Annotated in this window: 21 protein-coding genes; 9 read left to right on the plus strand and 12 right to left on the minus strand. The window is 63.5% G+C overall.

Going from position 1 to position 22,432, the window contains the following annotated elements; all coding sequences use genetic code 11:
• Positions 1–69: 69 nt before the first annotated feature.
• Positions 70–1,389 (plus strand): epoxide hydrolase family protein, encoded by a 1,320-nt coding sequence (locus AC1DO7_RS01150; protein WP_477115695.1) that lies wholly within the window; start codon positions 70–72, stop codon positions 1,387–1,389.
• 42 nt (positions 1,390–1,431) lie between these two features.
• Here AC1DO7_RS01150 and AC1DO7_RS01155 read toward each other — a convergent pair whose 3' ends face one another.
• Entirely contained in the window at positions 1,432–1,536 is a 105-nt protein-coding gene (locus AC1DO7_RS01155; RefSeq protein WP_477115696.1) for a zinc-binding dehydrogenase, read from the minus strand.
• Complete coding sequence (locus tag AC1DO7_RS01160; RefSeq protein WP_477115697.1) at positions 1,514–2,353, minus strand: quinone oxidoreductase family protein; 840 nt, start codon at positions 2,351–2,353, stop codon at positions 1,514–1,516. The genes AC1DO7_RS01155 and AC1DO7_RS01160 overlap by 23 nt, the downstream gene beginning before the upstream one ends.
• A 155-nt stretch (positions 2,354–2,508) precedes the next feature.
• Here AC1DO7_RS01160 and AC1DO7_RS01165 point away from each other — a divergent pair, with 155 nt between their 5' ends.
• From AC1DO7_RS01165 to AC1DO7_RS01175, 3 genes are all read left to right on the plus strand, one after another.
• Positions 2,509–3,543, plus strand: coding sequence for an AraC family transcriptional regulator (locus AC1DO7_RS01165; RefSeq protein WP_441614014.1), 1,035 nt, complete (start codon positions 2,509–2,511; stop codon positions 3,541–3,543).
• Positions 3,544–3,670: 127 nt separating this feature from the next.
• A complete protein-coding gene (locus AC1DO7_RS01170; protein WP_441649731.1) occupies positions 3,671–4,654 on the plus strand; it encodes an aldo/keto reductase in 984 nt (327 codons plus the stop codon).
• Between the two features lie 41 nt (positions 4,655–4,695).
• Positions 4,696–5,622 (plus strand): LysR family transcriptional regulator, encoded by a 927-nt coding sequence (locus AC1DO7_RS01175; RefSeq protein ID WP_441614015.1) that lies wholly within the window; start codon positions 4,696–4,698, stop codon positions 5,620–5,622.
• A 220-nt stretch (positions 5,623–5,842) separates the two neighbouring features.
• Here the strand turns inward: AC1DO7_RS01175 and AC1DO7_RS01180 are convergent, their stop codons facing one another.
• The 6 genes from AC1DO7_RS01180 to AC1DO7_RS01205 all read right to left on the minus strand — a co-directional run bounded on the left by AC1DO7_RS01180 (position 5,843) and on the right by AC1DO7_RS01205 (position 12,446).
• Positions 5,843–6,865: a DUF1254 domain-containing protein gene (locus tag AC1DO7_RS01180; RefSeq protein WP_441614016.1), complete on the minus strand. Its 1,023-nt coding sequence runs from the start codon at positions 6,863–6,865 to the stop codon at positions 5,843–5,845.
• A 55-nt stretch (positions 6,866–6,920) separates the two neighbouring features.
• Positions 6,921–8,261: a DUF1214 domain-containing protein gene (locus AC1DO7_RS01185; protein WP_477115698.1), complete on the minus strand. Its 1,341-nt coding sequence runs from the start codon at positions 8,259–8,261 to the stop codon at positions 6,921–6,923.
• Between the two features lie 12 nt (positions 8,262–8,273).
• On the minus strand, positions 8,274–9,020 hold the full coding sequence (locus AC1DO7_RS01190; protein ID WP_477115699.1) for an SDR family NAD(P)-dependent oxidoreductase: 747 nt from the start codon (positions 9,018–9,020) through the stop codon (positions 8,274–8,276).
• Between the two features lie 33 nt (positions 9,021–9,053).
• The gene (locus tag AC1DO7_RS01195) at positions 9,054–9,809 is read right to left on the minus strand and encodes an SDR family NAD(P)-dependent oxidoreductase (RefSeq protein ID WP_441614019.1); all 756 of its coding nucleotides are present in this window, start codon (positions 9,807–9,809) and stop codon (positions 9,054–9,056) included.
• 1 nt (position 9,810) lies between these two features.
• On the minus strand, positions 9,811–10,788 hold the full coding sequence (locus tag AC1DO7_RS01200; RefSeq protein WP_477115700.1) for an alpha/beta hydrolase: 978 nt from the start codon (positions 10,786–10,788) through the stop codon (positions 9,811–9,813).
• A 65-nt stretch (positions 10,789–10,853) separates the two neighbouring features.
• The gene (locus AC1DO7_RS01205) at positions 10,854–12,446 is read right to left on the minus strand and encodes a flavin-containing monooxygenase (protein ID WP_441614021.1); all 1,593 of its coding nucleotides are present in this window, start codon (positions 12,444–12,446) and stop codon (positions 10,854–10,856) included.
• A 225-nt stretch (positions 12,447–12,671) separates the two neighbouring features.
• On the opposite strand from AC1DO7_RS01205, the gene AC1DO7_RS01210 reads away from it, so the two are divergent.
• Both AC1DO7_RS01210 and AC1DO7_RS01215 read left to right on the plus strand, forming a co-directional pair.
• The gene (locus tag AC1DO7_RS01210) at positions 12,672–13,643 is read left to right on the plus strand and encodes a LysR family transcriptional regulator (protein ID WP_441614022.1); all 972 of its coding nucleotides are present in this window, start codon (positions 12,672–12,674) and stop codon (positions 13,641–13,643) included.
• 179 nt (positions 13,644–13,822) lie between these two features.
• Complete coding sequence (locus AC1DO7_RS01215) at positions 13,823–15,523, plus strand: GMC family oxidoreductase (protein ID WP_441614023.1); 1,701 nt, start codon at positions 13,823–13,825, stop codon at positions 15,521–15,523.
• A gap of 228 nt (positions 15,524–15,751) precedes the next feature.
• On the opposite strand, the gene AC1DO7_RS01220 is transcribed toward AC1DO7_RS01215, so the two are convergent.
• A complete protein-coding gene (locus AC1DO7_RS01220) occupies positions 15,752–17,332 on the minus strand; it encodes an isocitrate lyase (protein ID WP_441614024.1) in 1,581 nt (526 codons plus the stop codon).
• Positions 17,333–17,852: 520 nt separating this feature from the next.
• Positions 17,853–18,767: a sterol desaturase family protein gene (locus tag AC1DO7_RS01225; protein ID WP_477115701.1), complete on the minus strand. Its 915-nt coding sequence runs from the start codon at positions 18,765–18,767 to the stop codon at positions 17,853–17,855.
• Between the two features lie 307 nt (positions 18,768–19,074).
• On the opposite strand from AC1DO7_RS01225, the gene AC1DO7_RS01230 reads away from it, so the two are divergent.
• Together AC1DO7_RS01230 and AC1DO7_RS01235 are read left to right on the plus strand one after the other, a co-directional pair.
• Entirely contained in the window at positions 19,075–19,374 is a 300-nt protein-coding gene (locus tag AC1DO7_RS01230) for a hypothetical protein (RefSeq protein ID WP_441614026.1), read from the plus strand.
• A gap of 169 nt (positions 19,375–19,543) precedes the next feature.
• Positions 19,544–20,308 (plus strand): DUF4410 domain-containing protein, encoded by a 765-nt coding sequence (locus AC1DO7_RS01235; protein WP_477115702.1) that lies wholly within the window; start codon positions 19,544–19,546, stop codon positions 20,306–20,308.
• A gap of 137 nt (positions 20,309–20,445) precedes the next feature.
• Here the strand turns inward: AC1DO7_RS01235 and AC1DO7_RS01240 are convergent, their stop codons facing one another.
• Positions 20,446–20,880: an SgcJ/EcaC family oxidoreductase gene (locus AC1DO7_RS01240; RefSeq protein WP_441614028.1), complete on the minus strand. Its 435-nt coding sequence runs from the start codon at positions 20,878–20,880 to the stop codon at positions 20,446–20,448.
• Between the two features lie 274 nt (positions 20,881–21,154).
• On the opposite strand from AC1DO7_RS01240, the gene AC1DO7_RS01245 reads away from it, so the two are divergent.
• Entirely contained in the window at positions 21,155–22,012 is an 858-nt protein-coding gene (locus AC1DO7_RS01245) for a hypothetical protein (protein WP_441614029.1), read from the plus strand.
• Between the two features lie 317 nt (positions 22,013–22,329).
• Here the strand turns inward: AC1DO7_RS01245 and AC1DO7_RS01250 are convergent.
• Positions 22,330–22,432: CGNR zinc finger domain-containing protein (locus AC1DO7_RS01250; protein WP_477115704.1), on the minus strand; the 103-nt coding region annotated here is incomplete at its 5' end.

The raw sequence follows: 22,432 nt of genomic DNA on the forward strand, positions 1-22,432 counted from the left end.
CGCTTGATCGTGCGGGTTGCGCGCTTGCGCATTGCTTCGCGCGCTTGATGCACGCCGACAGGAGCTTGCATGGAACCCGATATCCTTCCCGAACACCCGCCACGCCGCCGCTTCTTCGGCGTGTCGGCGGCCGCGATTGCGGCGACATCGTTCAGCCAGTACGCCCTGGCCRATGCCACCATCGTTGACGTTTCCCGGGCGGCGAGCGGAGACAAGAGCGCTATTCGTCCACTTCGCGTCCGTGTTCCGGAGTCGCAGCTTGTCGAGCTGCGCAGGCGGGTCAAGGCGACCCGGTGGCCGGAGCGTGAGACGGTAACGGACGCATCGCAGGGGGTGCAGCTCGCAACGATGCAGAACCTGGCGCGCTATTGGGCAAGCAGCTACGACTGGCGCCGGATCGAGGCAAAGCTGAATGCGGTTCCGAACTTCGTTACCGAGATCGACGGGCTCGACATTCACTTCATTCACGTTCGATCGAAACAGAAGGACGCTCTCCCGATCATCGTCACGCACGGATGGCCTGGCTCGATCATCGAACAGCTGAAGATCATCGAGCCGCTCACCAATCCGACCGCACATGGCGGCGCGGCGTCCGATGCTTTCGATATCGTGATTCCGTCGCTGCCGGGTTATGGATTCTCGGGCAAGCCGACAACGACCGGCTGGGATCCTGTGCGCACCGCGCGCGCATGGGTGGCGCTGATGAAAAAGCTTGGCTACACACGCTACGTGGCCCAGGGCGGCGATTGGGGAAATGCCGTGACCGAGCAGATGGCGCTGCTAAAGCCGCCCGAACTGCTTGGCATTCACACCAACATGCCTGCCACGGTGCCTGATGACGTCGCCAAGGCGCTCAAGTTCGGTGAGCCCGCCCCGGCCGGCCTTTCGGCCGATGAGAAGCATGCGTATGATCAGCTCGACTACTTCTACAAGCACGGTCTGGGCTACGCCCTCGAGATGGCGAACCGTCCGCAGACCCTCTACGCGATCGAGGATTCACCAGTCGGCCTGGCGGCCTGGATGATCGACCACGACGCAAGCAGCCAGGCGCTGATCTCACGTGTGTTCGATGGCGCGTCGGAAGGCCTGACCCGTGACGATATTCTCGACAACGTGACGTTGTACTGGCTGACAAACACAGGCGTTTCATCGGCGCGTCTGTATTGGGAAAACAAGCTCAACTTCTTCGAGCCGAAGCACCTTGCCATCCCCGTCGCGGTCAGCGTGTTTCCCGACGAGATATATGCGGCCCCGAAGAGCTGGGTGGAAAAGGCTTATCCCAAGCTAATGCATTTCAATCGCTTGCCCAAAGGAGGCCATTTCGCTGCCTGGGAGCAGCCAATGGTGTTCACGGAAGAGATGCGCAGCAGCTTCCGGTCATTGCGCTGAGCACGACGCTCGCACCGGTGCGGACAGCAACGCCGATCTCGTTCAGGGAATCAGCAGCAGCTTGCCTGTCGTGGCGCGACTTTCCATGTCCGCATGGGCTCTTGCAGCATCCTCCAGCCGATATTCACCGCCGATGGGCGTGATCAAGAAATACGGCGTAGCCGATCTTGATGCTCTTCGGCAGCTTCATGAGGTCGAGGGGCCCCGGCCCGCCAAGGACTGGCCCATACCAGCAGAATGTGCCTGAACTACGGAGCGCATCGAGCGAGCCCTGGAAGGTCGCCGGGCCGGACCCGTCATAGACGACGTCCACGCCTTTGCCACCCGACAGGCGAACCGCTTCTTCGGCGAACTGGCCGGCTGTGTCGACGATGACGTGATCGGCACCTGCCTGCTTGGCGACTGCTGCCTTGCTCTGTGAAGACACGCGACCGATGACGTGGCCCCCCCTGAGCTTGATGATCTGCGTCAACAGAAGGCCGACTCCGCCGGCTGCCGCGTGGACCAGCGCAATGTCGCCAGGTTGCACAGGATAGAAGTCGGTCGCGAAGTGACTCGCGGTAAGGCCCGCCATCATGATCGACGCGGCGGTCCGATCATCGATTGCATCGGGCACCGCCACTACGGAGGTTGCCGGGACGACGGCCATGTCGGTGTAACTGCCCGGGGAATAGACCCAGGCCACACGCTGGCCGACCTGGATATCCTCTACGCCTTCGCCAACCGCCACGACCCGGCCTGCGCCTTCGACACCCAGCGTTTTCGGGTACGGCATCTCAGCCCAGATGTTCCCCTGGCGGACACCAATATCCATGAAATTCACGCCGGCGGCGGCTACCTCGACCAGCACCTGGCCCGCCGCGGCCACGGGATCCGGCATTTCGACACACTTGAGTACCTCGGGACCGCCAGCGCGGTCTATCACTACAGCCTTCATTTGTTGTCCTCTGTCTTGAATGTTCATTTGCAGTCCGGCCTGCCAAGCCTTGGGCTGTCGACCGCTTGAAAAGGGGGGAGCGCTCGCCTGGACCTATCTTCCGGTTAAACTATCTTCCGTTCCAGCTATAAACGTCCATTTTTTTTGTCGAATCGTACAAATTTTCTGCCGGGAGTGGTCGATTGGATCCTTTATCGGAAATCTGCGCGTCGATGCGTGTTCAGAAAGCGCTGTTCACCCGCGTCGAGGCGTCGGCGCCGTGGGGCGTGAGATCGCCGGCCGATGATGGCTTCAAGTTCGCGCTGCTCGTGCGCGGCTCCTGCGTGCTGACGACGCCCGCAAGCGAAGCCCCGGTCACCCTGCGCAGCGGCGATGTGTTCATCGCGCTCGACGGCGGCGCGTATGAGACCTATGACGCCCCCGGCTCGGCGCTGCTTGACTGCGCGGAAGTCCTGGCGAGGCAGATCGACGACAAGATCGTGATCGGCGGTGGCGGCGCCGCGTCGACCTTTATCAGCGGCTGCTTCGAAATTGACGCGCGCGACGCAGCGCCGCTCATGTCCGTACTGCCGTCGCTGCTGTTGCTGAGGGCCGGCGAAGAATCGAACCGCGCAATCGAGGACCTCCTCGGGATGCTTGCGCGCGAAACCGCGCGTCGCGACATGGGATCGGACGCGATGATCGCGCGGATCTTCGAGCTTCTGTTCATCCATGCGGTCCGCGCGTATTGCGAGCAGCAGGCATTGCCCAGGACGGGTTGGCTCGCCGTGACGTCCGATCCTCATCTGAGGCACGCGGCGCGTGCGATCCACAGCGACCTCGCGAATGAGTGGACGCTGGAATCGCTGGCGAAGATCGCCGGGATGTCCCGTTCGGCGTTCGCGGCACGCTTCAAGGAGAAAGCCGGCCAGACTGCGCTCGATTACCTGATCCGATGGCGCATGCACAAGGCCGCGCAACTGATCCGGCGCGGCGAGCTCTCGCTGCATGAGATTGCCAATTGCATCGGCTACCGATCCGAGGCTGCGTTCAACCGCATGTTCAAACGCGAAGTTGGCACGACCCCGGGCCAATTCAAGCGGGAGAGCCGAATCGCCCCCCGCTCGCCGCAACCGTCGTCCACACTGAATCGCCCTGATACGCCCGCCGTCTCCACGAGCGCTTCGAGCGGTTCGAGCGGTTCGAGGCGATTAGACAATCGGCATCACGATTCATAAGATAGGCTAATAGGTCCATCCGGCTTTGCTGGTCTAATCAGCACACCGTCTGGCAGGTACAGTTCGGATCCGCGTGGCAGCCGTGTGGACTGCCGTCTGCGAAGTACCTTTGCCTTGGAGATGGATGATGCAAACACGACAACTTGGGAAGGGCGGACTGGAAGTCTCCGCCATCGGATTCGGCTGCATGGGGCTGAGCTTTGCCTACGGGCCGCCGACGGAACGCGCCGACGCGATCAAGCTGATTCAGTCAGCGTTCGAGCAAGGTGTCACCTTCTTCGATAGCGCGGAAGCATACGGCCCGTTCGTCAACGAAGAGGTGCTCGGTGAAGCCGTGGCGCCGTTTCGCGATGGGGTCGTCATCGCCACAAAGTTCGGCTTCCGTGATGGAAATCCGAGGGCTGGACTCGACAGCCGCCCGGAACGCATTCGCGAGGTCGCAGACGCGGCGCTCAAGCGTCTGAACACCGATCGGATCGATCTGTTCTATCAACACCGGGTGGACCCGCAGGTGCCCATCGAGGACGTCGCCGGCACGGTGAGCCAATTGATCCGCGAAGGAAAGGTCAAGCATTTCGGACTGTCCGAAGCCGGCGCGCAAGCCATCCGCCGCGCTCACGCCGTCCAGCCGGTCGCGGCGCTGCAGAGCGAGTATTCGCTGTGGTGGCGCGAGCCGGAATCGGAAATCCTGCCGACTCTGGAAGAGCTCGGAATCGGCTTTGTCCCCTTCAGTCCACTCGGTAAGGGCTTTCTGACGGGGGCCATCAACGAGCACACGCAGTTCGATGCGAGCGATTTCCGCAATACCGTGCCGCGCTTTGCTCCTGAAGCCCGCAAAGCCAACCGGGCATTCGTCGAAATGCTCGCACCCATTGCATCGCGCAAAGGCGTGACGCCGGCACAAATCGCATTGTCCTGGCTACTGGCGCAACGGCCGTGGATCGTGCCCATCCCGGGCACCACGAAATTGCATCGCATCGAGGAAAACAACGCTGCCGCGAATATTGTGTTGAGCGTCGATGATCTGCGCGATATCGAGGACGCTGTCTCTCGCGTGACGGTCCATGGTGACCGATACTCGGCTCAAGGTCAGAAGATGGTCAACCGATAGGCCACGGCGATGAGCTTGTCGAATGTCACAAGGGACGTGCCATGCGGGAAAACTTCAATGACATTTTCGCCTTTCTCATCGTTGCGCGTGAAGGCAGCTTCACCAAGGCCGCCGCACAACTAGGCGTGTCCCAGTCCGCGCTCAGCCAGACGGTGCGAGCACTGGAGACGCGTCTGGGTGTGCGCCTTCTGACCCGCACCACGCGAAGCGTTACCCCGACTGTGGCCGGCGAGCGATTGCTCAGTCGGATCGGTCCAAGCTTTCAGGACATTGAATCGGAGATTGCAGCGTTGTCCGTCCTGCGGGATAAGCCCGCGGGAACGATCCGGATCTCGGCGCCGTTTCACGCCGCCGAAGCGGTCATCTGGCCCAAGCTCGAGTGCTTTCTGCGTGATCACCCGGATATTCACGTCGAAGTAAACGTTGAGCACCGCCTGATCGATATCGTCGCGGAGCGCTATGACGCGGGGGTTCGTCTGGGCGAGCGTGTGGCGAAAGACATGGTCGCCGTGCGTATCAGCCGGGACAGCCGAATGGCGGTAGTCGGCTCGCCCGGATACTTCGGTGCGCGTCAGCGACCGCTCACGCCAAAGGACCTCGCGCAACACAACTGCATCAATCTGCGCTTTCCCACATACGGCGGCTTGATGCCGTGGGAATTCGAGAAAGATGGGCACGCGCTGTCGGTACAAGTGCAAGGGCAGTGCGTATTCAACTTGAGCCCTATGGTCTTGCGTGCCGCGCTCGCGGGAAATGGACTGGCCTACCTCCCGGAACTGGTCACAGACGAGTACGTCGCCACAGGTCATCTGATTCGTGTTCTGGAGGACTGGAGCCAGGCAATCTCCGGCTATCACCTTTATTACGCGAGCCACCGGTTGACGTCACCGGCCTTCGCCTTGTTCGTGGAGGCGATGCGGGAGACACGAGACGGCGCGACGGCGCCGAGCCCGGAGCGCGACACATAGCGTCCGCTCGAGATCGCCTCGATAGATGTCGCGCGACCCGGCGGTGCCGGTCGACGGCCACGATCGATGCGCGACGGGCAGTACCTGACCCTTCGCAGCCGCCCACGCTTGCTGTCCCTGCGACGGCCTTTTCAGCAAAGCGGACATGGAGCCCGTTCACTGGAGCGGCACAACCCTTCCCCAATCCCCTGGAAGCCCTTCCCGTTGGGTGACGCCTCATTCACGAAACGGGCTGCGGCAGCGGAAACGTCCAGCGACCGTCGAGGATTTCCGCATGAGGGAGATAGAACCGCACCATGTAGTTCCATCCCGGCGTGACGGGAATGCAGTTCGGGGTATCCGGCCTGCAATCGCCCAGGCGCAGCGAAACCGTACCGTCGGCCGCGTGCTTCGCGGTCAGGCTGTTGATGGTGTACGCACCCTCCGCATTGGGCTCGAAGTAGCCCGCCGCGTTGTACACGCTGATCGACCAGAAGCCGTCCACCGGTACGTGAGGCACGTCTATCCTGTACGCCGTCTGGCCGTCATTGTGTTCAGGCTTCACGATAAGATAGAACGCCTCGCGCTCGGGGATGCCACCCCACGCGATCGCGCTGCCCACCAGATGGCGTACCGGATCCACCTTGCCGGGCGGCCCGAACATGCCTCGGGAATCGGGCACCGTCGCCCCGAGTGTGATGAGCGCATGGCGCAGCGTGTCCTGGCTGGCCTGGTCCCATGCAGGGACGTCGAACCGCCCGGGACCGTCGGGCTGGCTGGCGACGATCGCGTCCTGCATGGCGTGCGCGATCCGGCCGTCCTCCGGATCGCGGGGATCTACCATCGTACGCACGCCGACCAGCGCGTAGCGGGTGCCGACGTTTTCCTTCGTCAGCGTGTAGCGGCCCGCGCCAAGGTGCACGGCTGCGACATGGTGGTCCTCGTTGTACACCGACATGGACATGTAGCGCGGTCCGGCGTCCGGCATGGATATGGTGACGGGGCCTGCGTCGAGATCGAACACGGCGCTCGAGTACAGCGTGTCGCGGTTGCCCCGCACGACGGTCTGCGCCTCGACCGGCATGACCTTGCGCGCATGCACGAACTGGCCGAGGGCGCCGCGTTTCACCACCCGCTCGAAGTACCGATCCGATTCGGCGCGCGCGAAGTTGTCGACGGTAACCGGCACCGGCGCCGCCGACTGCGCACAGGCGGGTAGCGCCGCGGCCGCCAAAAGCGTGGAAGCGGCTGCACGGCAAAACATGGTTTTCGTCTTTTCTCCGGATGGGTTTCCGTTGCCTCGGCGGGGCCGCAACGGCTCATTGCCGCCTGACCAGCGGCGCAGGGAAGGTCGCCCCATTCGCTATGTCGGCGTCCGCGCCGTAGTAGCGCAAGGTCAGGTTGTAGCGGCTGCCGGGAGGCGTGGGCAGCCAGTTCGAGCGGGGCGTTCCGGCCGGCAGCTCGGGTGCATAGACGATCGTCAGCGAGCCGTCGGGGTTGTACTGCAGCGCGGACTCCTTGTTGAGCAGATACCTGTCGAGCGGATTGGGAATGACCTTGTAGTCGTGTGCATCGACGGCGGTCACCGACCAGAAGTACCGGGCGTGCTGCGCCGGCAGTTGCCCGGCGGTGAAGGTCTGCGAATAGGTCGCCCCGCCTTCCAGGTCGCGATGGCCGAAGTAGGTCACCTCATCGCTGTTGTTGGCCCAGATGCCTGCCAGGCTGACCGCGGTACGCATCTTGTAGTCGTTGCCGTAGTTACCGGTGACCGCCGCCCGGACCCAGCCATTCCGGGTCGTCCCCAGGTTCCGGACCTGCGACTGAAGCGCCGRCCATGCCTGCCCACGGATCACCCGGTCGAGCCTTGCCCGCGCGTCCGGGCCGGACCTTGCGAGCACTGAGACCGACGCCACTTCGCTACGGATCGTCGACATGCCCGGGTTGATGTCCGGCTCACCATCCAGGATGGCGTCGGCCCAGTCGAACGCTTCCGCGCCCGGCATCGCCTTGTTGGTAAAGACCGGCACCTGGATGGGGGGCCCGATGCGCGGCTCGACCAGGGGAGTCAGCTTGAATCCGCGCTGGAGACGCGCCGCTTCGGCGGCGTCCGCGCCCAGCTCGACTCTCGCCAGGACCCTGAAGGTCTTGCCCGGCAGATCGATGCGCCTGATGCCCGCCGGCAGGCTGACCTTAGCGCCTTTGAGGCAGAGCGCATAGGTGCCGTCGGGCTGGGCCGGATAGGTGCGCTCGTTGATATTGAGAACCGTCTCCCCCCAGCCATTGAGCATCTGCCATGTGTAATAGCGCCCGGCGATCTTCGGAATGTCGAGTTGCACGCAGGATGTCTCGTCGACGGCAACCCACGCTTCGGAATACGCCACGTCCAGGTTCGGATTCGCCCAGGCGACCGCGCCCGGCGCGCGATGGACCACCTGGTTCCAGCGCAGTCCCTCGCGCTCGAAGTCCTGGCGCTCCTGCCGCAATATCAGCAGCCGGCCCAGCAGGTAGAGATAGGCATCGCTGATCTGCTGGTCCGTCGGCACCGTGGCCGGGATCACCAGTGACTGGCCGTGACTGCCATCCTGGACGGGCGGCGCCGTGCAGGCGGCGAGGAGGACAACAGCGGCGCCAACGGCGGCGGCAACGCGCAATTCAGGCATCCGGCGTCTCCATCATTGTGCGCAATAGCCGCCGTCCACCAGCAGGCTCGTTCCCACCACGAACGAGGCATCGTCGCTGGCCAGAAACAACACTGCCTTCGCGACTTCCCCGGCCTGTCCCAGCCGGCCGATCGGATGCGCCGCCACGAGCCGCGCGCGGAGCTCTCCAGTCGCGCGGTCGATGAGCGGCGTCTCCACGAAACCCGGACATACGGCATTGACGCGTATCCCGTGCTTCGCATACGCGACGCCGAGCGAGCGCGTCAGGTTGACCACGCCGCCCTTCGCCGCGTTGTATGACGCGGCGCCGGCCATGCCGACATGCCCAAGCACGGAAGCCATGTTGACGATCGCGCCGCCCGACCCCTGTTTCCTCATCTGCGCAATGGCCAGCTTGTTGCTGAGGAAGACGCTGGTCAGGTTGATGTCCATCATCTGCTGCCATTGCTCGATGCCGACGTCCTCGATCGGCGACGAAGGATGCGCGATGCCCGCATTGGCGACCATGATGTCGAGGCGCCCGAAGCGGGACACCACCTGGTCGATCACCTTGCGCACGTCGTCCTCCCGCGAGACGTCGATCTCGCAATCATGCGCGTCGTACCCGTTCTCGACCAGTTCACGTGCGAGCGTCTTCCCGAGCGCCGAGCGGTCCGCGATGAGCACGCGGGCGCCCTCCGMGGCGAAGAGCCGTACCGTCGCCTCGCCAATGCCGCTGGCGCCGCCCGTGACGATGGCGACCTTGTCCTTGAGTTTCATGCCGATTCTCCGCTATCCGGTAAATGCAGGCGGCTACGCCGCCGTGAAGCCGCCGTCGAGTACCAGCTCGGCGCCGTTCATATACGACGACTCATCCGAGGCGAGGAACAGGACGAGGCTGCTGACGTCGCCGACGGTGCCAAGCCGGCCCATCGGCGACGCGGCGTGGCCGAGCGCCTGCTTGCCGTGTCCCGTGGCGCCCGATGCGTAGTCTGCCATGGCGGTATCCACCAATCCCGGATGGATCGAATTGACCCTTACGCCCCGGGCGGCATACTCCATGGCGGCACCCTTGGTCATGGCGCGCACGGCGCCCTTGCTGGCGCTGTACATCGTTGACCGCGCCGAGCCGACCAGCCCGGCGACGGAAGACGCGTTGATGACCGAGCCCCTGCCGGCGCGGGCCATCAGCGGCATGACGTGCTTCATGCCGAGGAACACGCCAGTGACGTTGATTGACATCAGCCGCTCCCACTCGCCGAGCGTGGTGTCGGCCAGGGGCTTGAGGACGAAGATGCCCGCATTGTTGAAGAGCACGTCCACGGTGCCGAATGCCTCGACAGCGGCGCCCGCCACGTCCGTCCATTGCGACTCACTGCTGACATCGTGACACAGCGCGACGGCGCGGCCGCCGGCTGCCGTGATCGCGGCGGCAACTTCGCCCGCCCCGTCGCGGTCGATGTCGGTGACCACGACGCTCGCGCCTTCCTGTGCGAAGCGAAGCGCCGTCGCGCGTCCGATGCCTGCCGCGGCGCCCGTGATAATCGCTACCTTTCCGTCCAGTCGCATATCAAGCGTTCTCGTCCGTTGTTGTGGGGTTCRCCATGCCATGCAGGCGAACGCCGTTCAGGAACGCGGCACCGAGTGCCGCTGCCGCGTCGTCCAGCGCCTGCCGGCCCTTGTCGAGCGCGCCGGGCATCCAGCAGAAGCCGTGGATGGTCCCGTCATACCGCCTGCATTCGACCGGGGTGCCGGCTGCCGCCAGGCGGTGTGCATAGGCCTCGCCCTCGTCACGCAGCGGATCGAATTCCGCCGTGACCACGAAGGCGGGTGGCAAGCCGCGATGGTCGGCCGCCCGCATGGGCGAGGCATAGGGATGCATCCGGTCCGCGTCGCCCATGTAGTGGTTCCAGAACCAGGTCATGCTCTCGCGCGTGAGCAGGTAGCCGTCCGCGTTGTCCCGGTATGACGCGGTATCCAGCGCGCCATCGGTCACCGGATAGAGCAGCAACTGGAAACAGGGCTGCGGCCCGCCGCGGTCACGCGCCATCAGGGCCACGACTGCCGCGAGGTTGCCCCCCGCGCTGTCGCCACCAACCGCGATGCGCGAGGGATCGGCGTGCTGCTCGCGCGCATTTCCTGCGAGCCAGCGGAACGCGGCATAGGCGTCCTCGGTGGCGGCCGGAAACCGGTGCTCCGGCGCGAGCCGGTAGTCGACCGACACCACCACGCACCCCGCGCGGCTGGCAAAGCGACGGCACGGCACGTCGACCGTGTCGAGATCGCCCACGACCCAGCCGCCACCGTGGAAGTACACCAGCGCCGGAAAAGGACCGTCCCCATGCGGCGTGTAGATGCGAACCCGGATGTCGCCCGCGGGACCGGCGATCATGGCGTCCTCCACGCGCGCGACCGCTTCCGCCTGGCCGGCCAGCGGGCGAAAGTCGAAGGACTGCCGGGCCTGCTCCGGGGTGCACGTGTGCAACGGCGGCCTGCCTGCCGCCGCGATCATGTCAAGGATGTAGCGGGCCTGCTCGTCGAGTGCCATGTTTGTCTGTCTCCGGATGACTTGTCTTGCCGGCTGTCTGGTCCACCGGCTTCTATGGGAAGCGCTCAGGCTTGCTGGAAGTCGTCGTAGCCGTTCGCCGCGACGCGGTCGCAGATCTCCCGATAGACGCTGATGCCTGCCAGGTAGATGGGAAAGCTCATCTTCTTGCCTTCGACGTTCGAGCCGTTGTACCAGGAGTCGCCCTTCGGGAAGAGCGTTGCATCCGCGACTTCATGGCAATGCCGGCTCCAGGCTTCTTCGGCTTGCGGCTTCGCCTCGATGACGGCGATCCGGTTCACTTCCATATGGCGGATGCAGGCATCGATCCACTCGACGTGCTGTTCGATCGACCAGACCATGTTGGACAGCACCGACGGACTTTCCGGCCCGGTGATCATGAACATGTTGGGAAAGCCGGCGGTGGCCAGGCCCAGGTAGGTCCGGATGCGTTCGCCGTTGCTCCACTTGTCGCGCAGGCTGACGCCGTCCTTGCCGCGGATGTCGATCCGGAACAGCGCCCCGGTCATGGCGTCGTAGCCGGTGGCGAAGATGATCGCATCGAGCGGATAGTCTGCGTCGCGGGTGCGCAGGCCGGTGGGGGTGATCTTCACAATGGGGTCGGCCTTGACGTCGACCAGCGTCACGTTGTCGCGATTGTAGGTCTCGAAGTACCCGGTATCCATGACGGGGCGTTTCACGCCATACAGGTACGTCGGCGCGAGCTTTGCGGCGATCTCAGGGTCCTTCACGATCTCGCGGATCTTGCCACGGATGAACTCGCCCACGGTTTCGTTGGCGCGCGGATCGGTGACGAGGTCCTTGTACAGGCCATGCATCCATCCGCCTTCGTTCCACGCCTGCTCGTAGCGATTCCTCCGCTGCGCTTCGGTATCCTCGAATGCGCGGCGATCGCCGCGCGGGCGCGTCGTTGTGCCTCCCCAGGACTTCAGGACCTGTTCCCTGATGGCCGGATAGTTCGCCTTGATCTCCTCGACATACTGACGGTCGTAAGGGCGATTGGCGGCGGGCGTGCTGTATTGCGCCGTGCGCTGGAACACGTAAAGATGCGCCGCCTGGCGGGCGACCTGCGGAATCGCCTGCACGCCGCTCGATCCGGTGCCGATCACGCCGACCCGCCTGCCTTCGAAGCTTACCGGCTCGTGCGGCCATGTTCCCGTGTGATACTGCTCGCCGCCAAAGTTGTCGAGTCCCTCGAAGCGGGGCGTGCTCGACGTCGACAGGCAGCCCACGCCGGAAATGAAGTACTTGGCCATGGCCACGCGGCCATCGTTGGTCTCCACGCGCCATTTGCCGGCCGCTTCGACGTAATGCGCCGAGACGACGCGCGTGTCGAACCGGATGTCGCGGCGCAGGTCGAACCGGTCCGCCACGTGATTCAGGTAGGCGAGGATCTCGGGTTGCTCCGCATAGCGGCTCGTCCAGGTCCACTCCTGGAGCAGTTCCTTCGAGAAGGTGAAGTTGTAATAGACGCTTTCGACATCGCACCGCGCGCCTGGATAGCGGTTCCAGTACCAGACGCCGCCCACGTTGTCGCCGACCTCGTACACGCGGGCCGACAAGCCTGCCTCGCGCAGGCGGTGCAGCATGTACAGGCCGGAAAATCCGGCGCCCACCACGATGGCATCGTAGTTGTCCATTCCTCTGTCTCCTTCATTCTTTTCGACCGGATCCCAACGCGGGTCCTGGCACGCCGTTCAGTTTTTCTATGCTCGCATCCGCGTGTCGGGCCTGTCCAATTCAACTTTTTCCGTCGCATTCCCGCCAGGCATACCTGACAGATCCCGGCCCCGGAGACGCACCGCCACCGTCCGTGGCAGAATCACCCCCCACCGATAGCCGCGCAACACGTGGGAGTGACAGGAATGGATGCTCGTCTGAAACAGGCCGTCGCCGTGGGCAGGTTCGGCTCCTTCTCGAAGGCGGCGGAAGCAGCAAATGTGACCCAGTCGGCGGTCACCAAGAGCGTTGCCGACCTGGAACGGCGTATCGGTTTCCCGATTTTCCTGCGCACCTCGCGGGGCGTGGTGCCGACCAGCGAAGGACGCGCCTTTCTCGAGCAGGCTTCGCGCCTCCTGGCTGATGCCGACGAGTTGTTGAGCGGAACGAGTCGCACCGATCCGTTCAGCGGCAGCCTGCGCATCGGGATTTTCCCGACAACGTTCGAGTGGATGCTTGCCAGGCCGCTCGAAGTCCTGGTGCAGCGTCATCCGCGGCTCCTGCTGGACATCACGTCAGGAACGAAGGAACGTGGCGTGCAACTGCTCGACCAGGGCGATATCGATGTCGCCATCGGTCTCGAATCCACGTTCTCGGACAAGGCGCGCTTCCGGCTCGAGTACATCGCCACCCTTTCCGCCGCGATTTTCGTCAGGCGCGGTCACCCGCTGCTCGGCATCAGCGCGCCAGTCGCGGGGGATGTCGCTCGTTACGACATGGTGCTGCCCAGCCCGATATGGGACTTGTCGCTCTATCCCACGGTCAGCAAGATCTACGGACACGCGGAGCCAAGCCGCGTCCACAGGATCGAGAATTTCTCGCTGCAATGCAAAGTCATCGAGAACACCGACGCCTTCGGCTTTGTCGATCTCGAACTCACGGCGACGGATTACTTCCTGTCACGCTTCGCCGTCGTGGAGGCCATCGAAGCCCCCACCACCGCGCGCATCGTCTGTGCGGTGCGCCAGCAATGGACCCCCAAGGCCGGCGTGAATGCCCTGATTGCGATCCTGCAGCAGGTGCATGCCGACGGCATGCTGAATAGCGATATCCAAAGCCGGCTGTTCGGACATGAATGTGCGGCACTGCCATCGGAAGGAACGACGCGTCGATTGTGATCGGGACGTCGTGTTCTCGTCCCGCGCCTCTGCATAAGGCTTCTACATAAGTCCTCTGCATAAGAATCGGATAAGTTCCGGCCCACCCATGGTTTGTCCTAGCCACCCGCGCTGCCTGTTGCCTGCGCGGCGGCGAATCACGCAGAATGGCCGTCGCTACGAGTTCAGGACGCAGACACATGCAACAGCAATACGACTTCATCGTCATCGGGGCCGGCTCGGCCGGTTGTGCAGTGGCCGCACGCCTGGCTGACAGCAATGCCGGTACCGTGGCCCTGCTGGAAGCTGGCGGGCACGACTTCAGCCCGGCCATCACGATTCCCATCGGCATCGCGTCGACGGTGCCGAAGGCAGGGCCGTACAACTACGGCTATGCCACCGAGCCGCAGCCGGCGCTCGACGGCCGCATCGGCTACCAGCCACGCGGCCGGGGGCTGGGCGGCAGTTCGTCGATCAACGGCATGATCTACATCCGCGGCACGCCGTCGGACTATGAGCGCTGGGCCGCGGCCGGATGCGACGGCTGGGGCTGGAACGACGTGCTGCCGTATTTCAAGCGGTCGGAACGCAACGAACGTCTGGGCGGAAAGGCCGAGGACGCGTGGCACGGCGGACAGGGGCCGCTCGACGTGGTGGATACGCGCTCGACCAACCCGTTCGACCGCCGGTTCCTGCAAGCGGCCCAATGTGCCGGACTGCGCCACAACCACGATTTCAATGGCGCCGACCAGGAAGGGGTGGGCTTCTACCAGCGCACCCAGCGCGATGGCGAGCGATGGAATGCCGCGCGGGCGTACCTGCACCAGGGCAAGCGCGAGTCGATCAATGGCGGCCGTCACAACCTCGACGTGCTGACCGGCTCGCAGGCGCTGCGCATCGTCTTCGAGGGCAAGCGCGCGGTCGGGGTGGTGATCGAGCGCGATGGCCAGCAGCTCACGCTGCATGCGCGGCGCGAAATCATCCTCAGTGGCGGGACGTTCGGCTCGCCCCAGTTGCTGATGGCTTCGGGCGTGGGACCGGCCGCGCACCTGAAGGCGCACGGCATTCCCGTCGTGCACGACGCCCCGGACGTGGGCCGGAACCTGCAGGAACACCCGAACCTGAAATTGCAGCAGCGCGTGGCCAGCACCGACCTGTACGCCTTCAGCGTGCGCGGCGCGATCCGCTTATACGGCGAATGGCGGCGCTACAGGCGCGACCGCTTCGGCATGTTCGCTTCGAACATTGCCGAGACCGGCGGCTTCGTGAAGACTGACCCCTCGCTGGCGGAGCCCGACGTGCAACTGCATTTCTCCACCGCGCTCGGCGACCCCGCGGCTCGCAGCGCGCACGGCTATAGCCTGCACGTCTGCGTGCTGCGGCCGTACAGCCGGGGGCAGGTACTGCTGGCATCCGCCGACGCGCGCTTGGCGCCCCGCATCGACCAGAACCTGCTGGCCGATCCGCGTGACATGGACACCATGCTCGCTGGGCTGGGCATCGTCCGGCGCATCCTTGACCAGCCGCCGCTGGCGCGCCTCGAACCGCAGCCGCACAACTACGGCGGACTACGGTTCGACGGCAGCGATGACGAGGCGGCGCGCGCCTTCATCCGCGCGAAGACCGACGTCATCTTCCATCCGGTCGGCACATGCCGCATGGGCGGCGACAGCGCCTCCGTGGTCGACCCGCAACTGCGCGTGCGCGGGGTGGAAGGCCTTCGCGTGGCGGATGCCTCGATCATGCCGACGCTGATCGGCGGCAACACCAATGCGACCGCCATCATGATCGGGGAGAAGGCGGCGGACCTCGTGTGCGGCATCGAGCGGGCGGGAGCAGGGAGCGTGGAGGCGCCCCGTGCCGCGGCCATCCAGCCGTCCGTCGCCGTGGCGCAAGTCTAGGCGCCAGGCAAGGCGCGTTCGCCGTGTGCTTTCAGCATGGCGCGGAGAGGGGTTCCCCCTCATGTCGGGTGACAGCTTGCGGGGCAGTTCGGTCATATCGCGTCTCGGATCGAAAGACTCAACTGGCCGGGAAACGTTCGATGAGGACCCCTGCGAGCCATGTCGCCGGACAAAAAAAAGCGCCAACCCGTTTTGGGTTGGCGCTTTGTTTGAGGCGTACTACTGGTATCAGAACTGGTTCATCGTGTTGTCTTTACCTGCCGCCTTCAGGGCTGCATCGCCGCTGAAATACTCCTTGTGGTCGTCGCCGATGTCCGAGCCGGACATGTTCTGGTGCTTGACGCAGGCGATGCCCTGACGGATTTCCTTGCGCTGCACGCCGGCCACATAACCCAGCATGCCCTGGTCGCCGAAGTATTCCTTGGCCAGGTTGTCGGTCGACAGTGCGGCGGTGTGGTAGGTCGGCAGCGTGATCAGATGGTGGAAGATACCTGCTTCGCGCGACGCGTCGGCCTGGAAGGTCCGGATCTTTTCGTCGGCGAGCTTCGCCAGTTCGGTCTGGTCGTATTCCACGCTCATCAGCTGGGTGCGCTCGTATGCCGACACATCCTTGCCCGCGGCCTTCATCGCGTCATACACCTGCTGGCGGAAATTCAGGGTCCAGTTGAACGACGGGCTGTTGTTGTACACCAGCTTGGCGTTCGGGATGACCTTGCGAATCTCGCTGACCATGCCGCCGATCTGGGCGATATGCGGCTTTTCGGTCTCGATCCACAGCAGGTCAGCGCCGTTTTGCAGTGCGGTGACGCTATCCAGTACGCAGCGCGCTTCGCCCGTGCCGGCGCGGAACTGGAACAGGTTGCTGGGCAGGCGCTTGGGGCGCAGCAGCTTGCCGTCGCGCTTGATGATGACGTCACCATTGCCCAGTGCGTCGGCCGACAATTCCTCGCAATCGAGGAAGGAATTGTATTGGTCGCCCAGGTCGCCCGGCGTGTTGGTCACGGCGATCTGCTTGGTCAGGCCGGCACCCAGCGAGTCGGTACGGGCCACGATGATGCCGTCGTCCACGCCCAGTTCCAGGAAGGCATAGCGGATGGCGCGGATCTTGGCCAGGAAGTCCTCGTGCGGCACGGTGACCTTGCCATCCTGGTGGCCGCACTGCTTCTCGTCGGACACCTGGTTTTCGATCTGAATGCAGCATGCGCCCGCTTCGATGAACTGCTTGGCCAGCAGGTACGTTGCTTCGGCGTTGCCGAAACCCGCGTCGATGTCCGCGATGATGGGCACGACGTGGGTAACGTGGTTGTCGATCTTTTCCTGGATGGCGGCCTTGGCAGGGCCTTGGGCAGCATCCAGTTCGCGGAACAGGCCGCCCAGTTCACGGGCGTCGGCCTGGCGCAGGAAGGTGTACAGCTCGCGGATCAGCGCGCTGACGGAGGTTTTTTCGTGCATCGACTGGTCCGGCAGCGGGCCGAACTCGGAGCGCAGCGCGGCCACCATCCAGCCGGACAGGTAAAGGTAGCGGCGCTCGGTGCTGTTGAAGTGCTTCTTGATGGAGATCATCTTCTGCTGGCCGATGAAGCCGTGCCAGCAACCCAGCGACTGGGTGTACTTGGCCGGGTCTGCATCGTAGGCGGCCATGTCGGCACGCATGATCTTGGCGGTGTACTTGGCGATGTCCAGGCCCGTCTTGAACTTGTTCTGGGCACGCATGCGGGCGGCATACTCAGGGTTGATGGCATTCCATGCGCTGCCGTTGTTCTCTTTCAAACCGGCGACTGCCTTGATGTCGTCTTGATACTGGGCCATGGGAAATTCCTAAGAAGAAAGCGCGTTYGAAGAAAGGGTTGCGTGTGTTGCTACGGGTGTCGAAGCAATCAGCGTGGAATCATTGTATGGCGCTTCTGGTGCATCGCGGCGAAGTCTTATATAAGACATAAGAGTTGGTTTGTCCTTATTTTTCAATGACTTAGGCTTTGAATTTCGCAATGTGGAACGCGTTTTCGGGGAACGGAACGATGGCGTTGGGGAAGTTCGGAGCAAATTCCGCAATGTGAAACCCGCTTTCAGTTGTCGGAGGTGACGGCAGGCACGGATGTTCGGGCAACGATAGCTGGGGGATTTGTAGACGTCTGTCGAACGAACAGTGTCATGAGCCGGCGCAGGAACGCGTGGCTGTCTTCGTGTCCGCTGCGGTCGTTCGATCACGAGCGAGGATCGTCGCAAACTGGCCGGCCTCGGCCGCCGGATCACCGGCCTTCCCTGAAATCGGCGATAAACCAAGAAAATCGGGCAGCGCATGCTGCCCGTGTCTCCATCGCCCTTCCTGTTATCTGGCGCTCACCGCCACCGCATGTTCAACGGTTTGCTGCTGACGCAGTTCCTCTGTCGTCGTGCCCCTGCCATCCGGTGCCCAGCCCGGGGGCATGGCCAGGTAGCCAATCGCGTTCAGCACGTTGCCCGATTTCATCATGTCCTGGCCCAGGCTGACCCAGTGCTCGAACTGGTTGACGAGCGGATTGTGCGTGGTGGTCGGATGGACCAGGCCGAAGCGGCACGGTTCGTCTTCACGTTCTTCCACATAGGTGCCAAACAGCCGGTCGAAGATGATCAGCACGCCGCCGTAGTTGGCATCGAGGTAGTCCACGTTCGAGGCATGGTGCACGCGGTGTGCCGACGGGGTGTTGAACACGTATTCGAGCCAGCCAAGTTTGGGGATCCAGGTGGTGTGCAGCCAGAATTGGTACAGCAGGTTCAGGCTCAGCGTGGCCAGCACCACTTCCGGACGCACACCCAGGAACACCAGCGGTGCGAAGAAGATGGCGGTGCCCGTGATCTTGCCGGTCCAGCCCAGGCGGTAGGCGGTGCCCAGCGTCAGCTCATTGGGCGAGTGATGCACGGCGTGGGTGGCCCAGAAGAAGCGGATACGGTGCGAGGCGCGGTGGTACCAGTAGTAGCAGAACTCCTGGGCGATGAAGAGCAGCAGCACCGCGAGCACGCCGTTGATCTGGATCGTGAAGATGCGGTGGTCCCAGGCAAACGCGAAGATCGGCGTGGCCAGCGAGAGCGGCAGCAGTGCCGTCAGCTTGCGGCCGGCCATGTCGGCCAGCGACAGGCCCATTTCGTGCCAGGGGTAGTCCTTGCCTCCCTGACGCGCCTTGCGTGCCAGGAAGAAGGCTTCTACCAGTGAGGCGGYCACGACGATGACCGTGGCGAAGAGCGCTATCTTGTGGAGGTTTTCCATGATCGTCCTGTGTGTTGAGCGGTGACGTTGCTGCGTCGGTGAGCCAACTGTAGGAGTCGGTCGGGGAGGGCGCCATGCGGCAATTATGTCGGCCCATGTCATGGGTCGTGGAACCATGGCGGGTGCAGGACAGACGCCAATGTCCATCGCATCCGGCCGTGAATCCGCGCGGCTGTTCGACGCCGCGATCGTGTAACGCCGTGACATGTTTTCCACCGCGAGATTCACAAGTCCCCGACCTATAGTTCGGTCCGTCGCCGCGCCGCACCGGCTGGCTGAAACCGAAACTGAAACTGAAGGACTTGTGATGACCTCGCGCTTCTCTCGAATCTCCCGYTTCCTTGGCACCGTTGCCGGCACCGTGATGCTGTTGGCCAGCGGCCAGGCGTCTGCCTCGACCGTGGTGGTCGCTCCGGCTCCCGTTCATGTCGCCCGGGCGACGGTTGCGGTGACGACCGCGCCGACAGTGGTCGTGAAGCCAGTAGTGGTTATCAAGCCTGCACCGAAGGTGGTGTACGTGGCCGTAGCGCCGCTGCCGGCGGTGGTCGTGAAGGCCAGCCGGCGTACCGTCTACGTCGCTTCTCGTCCCATCTACGTTGTGCGCTGAGACCGCGAGGTCACAGCATTGGCGCCGTGTGAGCGTTCATGTCCGACCTCGCAACCCGCGCCGAAGGCCGTGACATCGGACGAAATAATTCCTGCCTGGCTTACGACGCCGCCGTTTTCCATACTCTGTTCACCGCGCCGCAGCGCATCGACAAACTGAAGGATTCAAGATGCCCACCACTCTCCAAACCACTGCCACCAAGATCAAGCGCCTGGCCATTGCCGCTCTCGCGACGGGCGCAATGCTGACGGCCGGCTACGCCAATGCCGGTGTCACCGACATCAGCCGTCCTGGCCTGCTGCAGACGGTGCAGGCCGATGTCATCTACGTGCATGCGTTTAGCGCCGATGCCGGTCAGGTACGACTTGACGGTGGCTTCATGCAGAAGGTGAAGACGATGGCCACAGGAAGCTCGGCTGCCGGCGAGCAATCGCAGGAGGCTTCCGAGGCACGCGAACAGGTGGCCAACGAGATTGTGCGCACGCTGCGTGGGCAGGGCCTGAACGCTGTGYGCTCGGACGCCCCTGCACCGGCCAATGCCAACGCGCTGATCGTGGAAGGCGACTTCCGCAAGATCGATGAAGGCACTAGCCGTCGTCGACTGCTGGTCGGCCTTGGCGCCGGCAAGAGCGAGGTCGGCGTGCAGGTGCGCATCTCTTACAAGCCGGCCAACGGCGCGCCGGTGCCGCTGCAGAGCTTTGTCGCCAATGCCGACAGTGGTCATATCCCGGGCATTGCCGAGACCGCTGGCGTGGGCGCCATAGCCGGACACGTGGCGGTCGCCGCTGCCGCAGGGACGGGCGTGCATGGCGTGTCCGAAATGAAGCATGACACCATCTACGCCGATGCCACGCGCCTGGGCGATTCAATTGGCAAACAAGTGGCGGCGGCAAGCAATGAGGAGAGGTGGATGGCGGTGCAACCGGCTATCTGATCGCAGACGGGCAGACGGGCCGGCGGCGGATGAATCGGTAGCTCGCCCCGGCCTTGTCCGGGGCGAGCTACTTCTTGGGCCTGATAGCCGGCAAGCGAGACAACCTCGTGCGTCGTGAAAGCAGCTTTGCGGCTCGATCAAGGACTCCGGTCGTCTCTCAAGACGGCTTCTCCCGTGCGCGGATTCGTCAGGGTGACATTCTCGAGCGCCTTGATTCGCCACTTGCCAACCTGTCGCGTCAGCACGGCAAGGATCAGCGTGTCGACAGCGTGCGGGCCCGCCGGATGAGCCGCACCGGCCGTGAGGCGGCTCCAGAAGTGAATGACCGCCGCATCGTCGCCGATGGGGATCACGTCGATCAGTTCGTTATCCAGCGTGGAATCGCTGTAGATAGTTGCGTGGATGGGCGCATGCAGCTTGATAATCGCCTCGACGCCGCGCACGTAGTGCCCGAACCGGTTCACAAATGTCGCATTCTCATGGAACAACGCGCCGAGGGACTGCATGTCGTGGCTGTTCCAAGCAGTCTGAAACGCGTGGGGCACGTCTTCGGGTTGACTCATTTGAATCATGTGGATTCTCGCAAGTGTCTAGGTCGGGACGCCCGACGTCCGCATCGGACGGTTGTTGTCGAGCGGTTGAATCCTCAGCCGAAAGATGCCCGCCATTGGTGAACGGCCGTGCCCGAGCCCATCTCGGACATCATCCAGCGCTTGCGAAACGGTCGCGCAGCCTGGCCCCGGAGCTACCCGCATCTTCCCCGCCGGACAGAAGGGGTGTCCGGATGGCTAGAGATTGACGAGGGGTTCATACTTGATCTGTCGCTTCAGCGCCAAGGGGGAAGAAATGGACCGCCGAGAATTCATCAGAGCCACTTTGGTACTGCTGCCATCGACGGCAAAGGGCGCCGACCAGATCGGCGAGACCCTCGATGGTACTTGGTTGGTTGTGGTCGAAGGAGAGAAAAGAGAGCGACTGCTTCGAATTGTGGACGCCTCTGCAGAGTCAGGGAAGATCCGGGTGGGTGATATCCGGTATGGCTGGATCGATGCTAAGACGCTGTCGCAGGTAACGGACTTTGACGCGCGATTCACCGGCGACAGATTGCAGATTTCATTTGTCACAAATGCCGGCTCTCGAATCGTAGTATCTCTGCGGTCAGGCGAAGAGAGCCTCGAAGGAACATTTGATGGCGCAAACGGAAAGCACGCCGCCATTCGGATGACTCGGCTCTCCACAGAAGAAGTCTCTGCGATAGCGTCCAACGTCGCGCCTAGTGTAGGTGGAGTAGGGCGCTATCCGTCGTCTGGTCCGCTGCATGTGGTGGCAGGGTCACGCATTAGTCTGGTCTACCTTGGAGCAAACAACTGCGTGGCATGCCGTGGCTACAAAGCCGAGTACTTTGGCTCTATGGACATAATGCGGAAGTCGCTGCCGGAATTCCACCAGATCGAGTACGTCGAGATCAGCCTCGGCGGGTTTAACTCTAACGTCCGGAGCAAGGATCTTCCTGAACATCTCGCTTGGGCCGCTGGAGACCGGCCTAACGGGAAACCCATTCTTCGCGCTCGCGGTACTCCGGCATTCTTTGCTGCGGTCGATAAGGAAATCTGGGCGCAAGGCCATGGTGTCGCGGGCCTCGAGAGCATCGTGATCCCACAAATCAGATTGGCGGTCGCGGAAAGATCTCGGCTGGCCCACTAGATTCGGCGCTTTGCATTTCGGCCGACGCGTCCACTGACTGCGCGTAGGGCGGTAGGCAGAAACTGTTTGGTAGCCGATGGCTTTGATGACTGGGCGCGCCGGCCCTTGAAAAGGCATCCGAAATCAGCGCTGTGATGTCGGCTGCCGGACACGCTTCCGCCAGTCCCTGAAGGACGCGTGAGCGGCCGCAACAGGCAGCCGAACTCGTTCAAGTAAGTCCTCGTTGTCTTCACCGAGTAACCGTTCAAACAGAAAATCGGTCACCTTGTGGCCGGATCGGGCCTGTCGGCCCAGCCCAGCCGAGGTCACCCATCACCTCAGCCGAGTGCCCGCTCCTTGAGCCGCTTCCGGTGAGCCGCAACCTTGGCCCGGTTGCCGCAGATCGCCATGCTGCACCATCTGCGGCCATGGCCCCGCGTG

The sequence above is a fragment of the Cupriavidus sp. 05N40 genome, assembly GCF_056397305.1.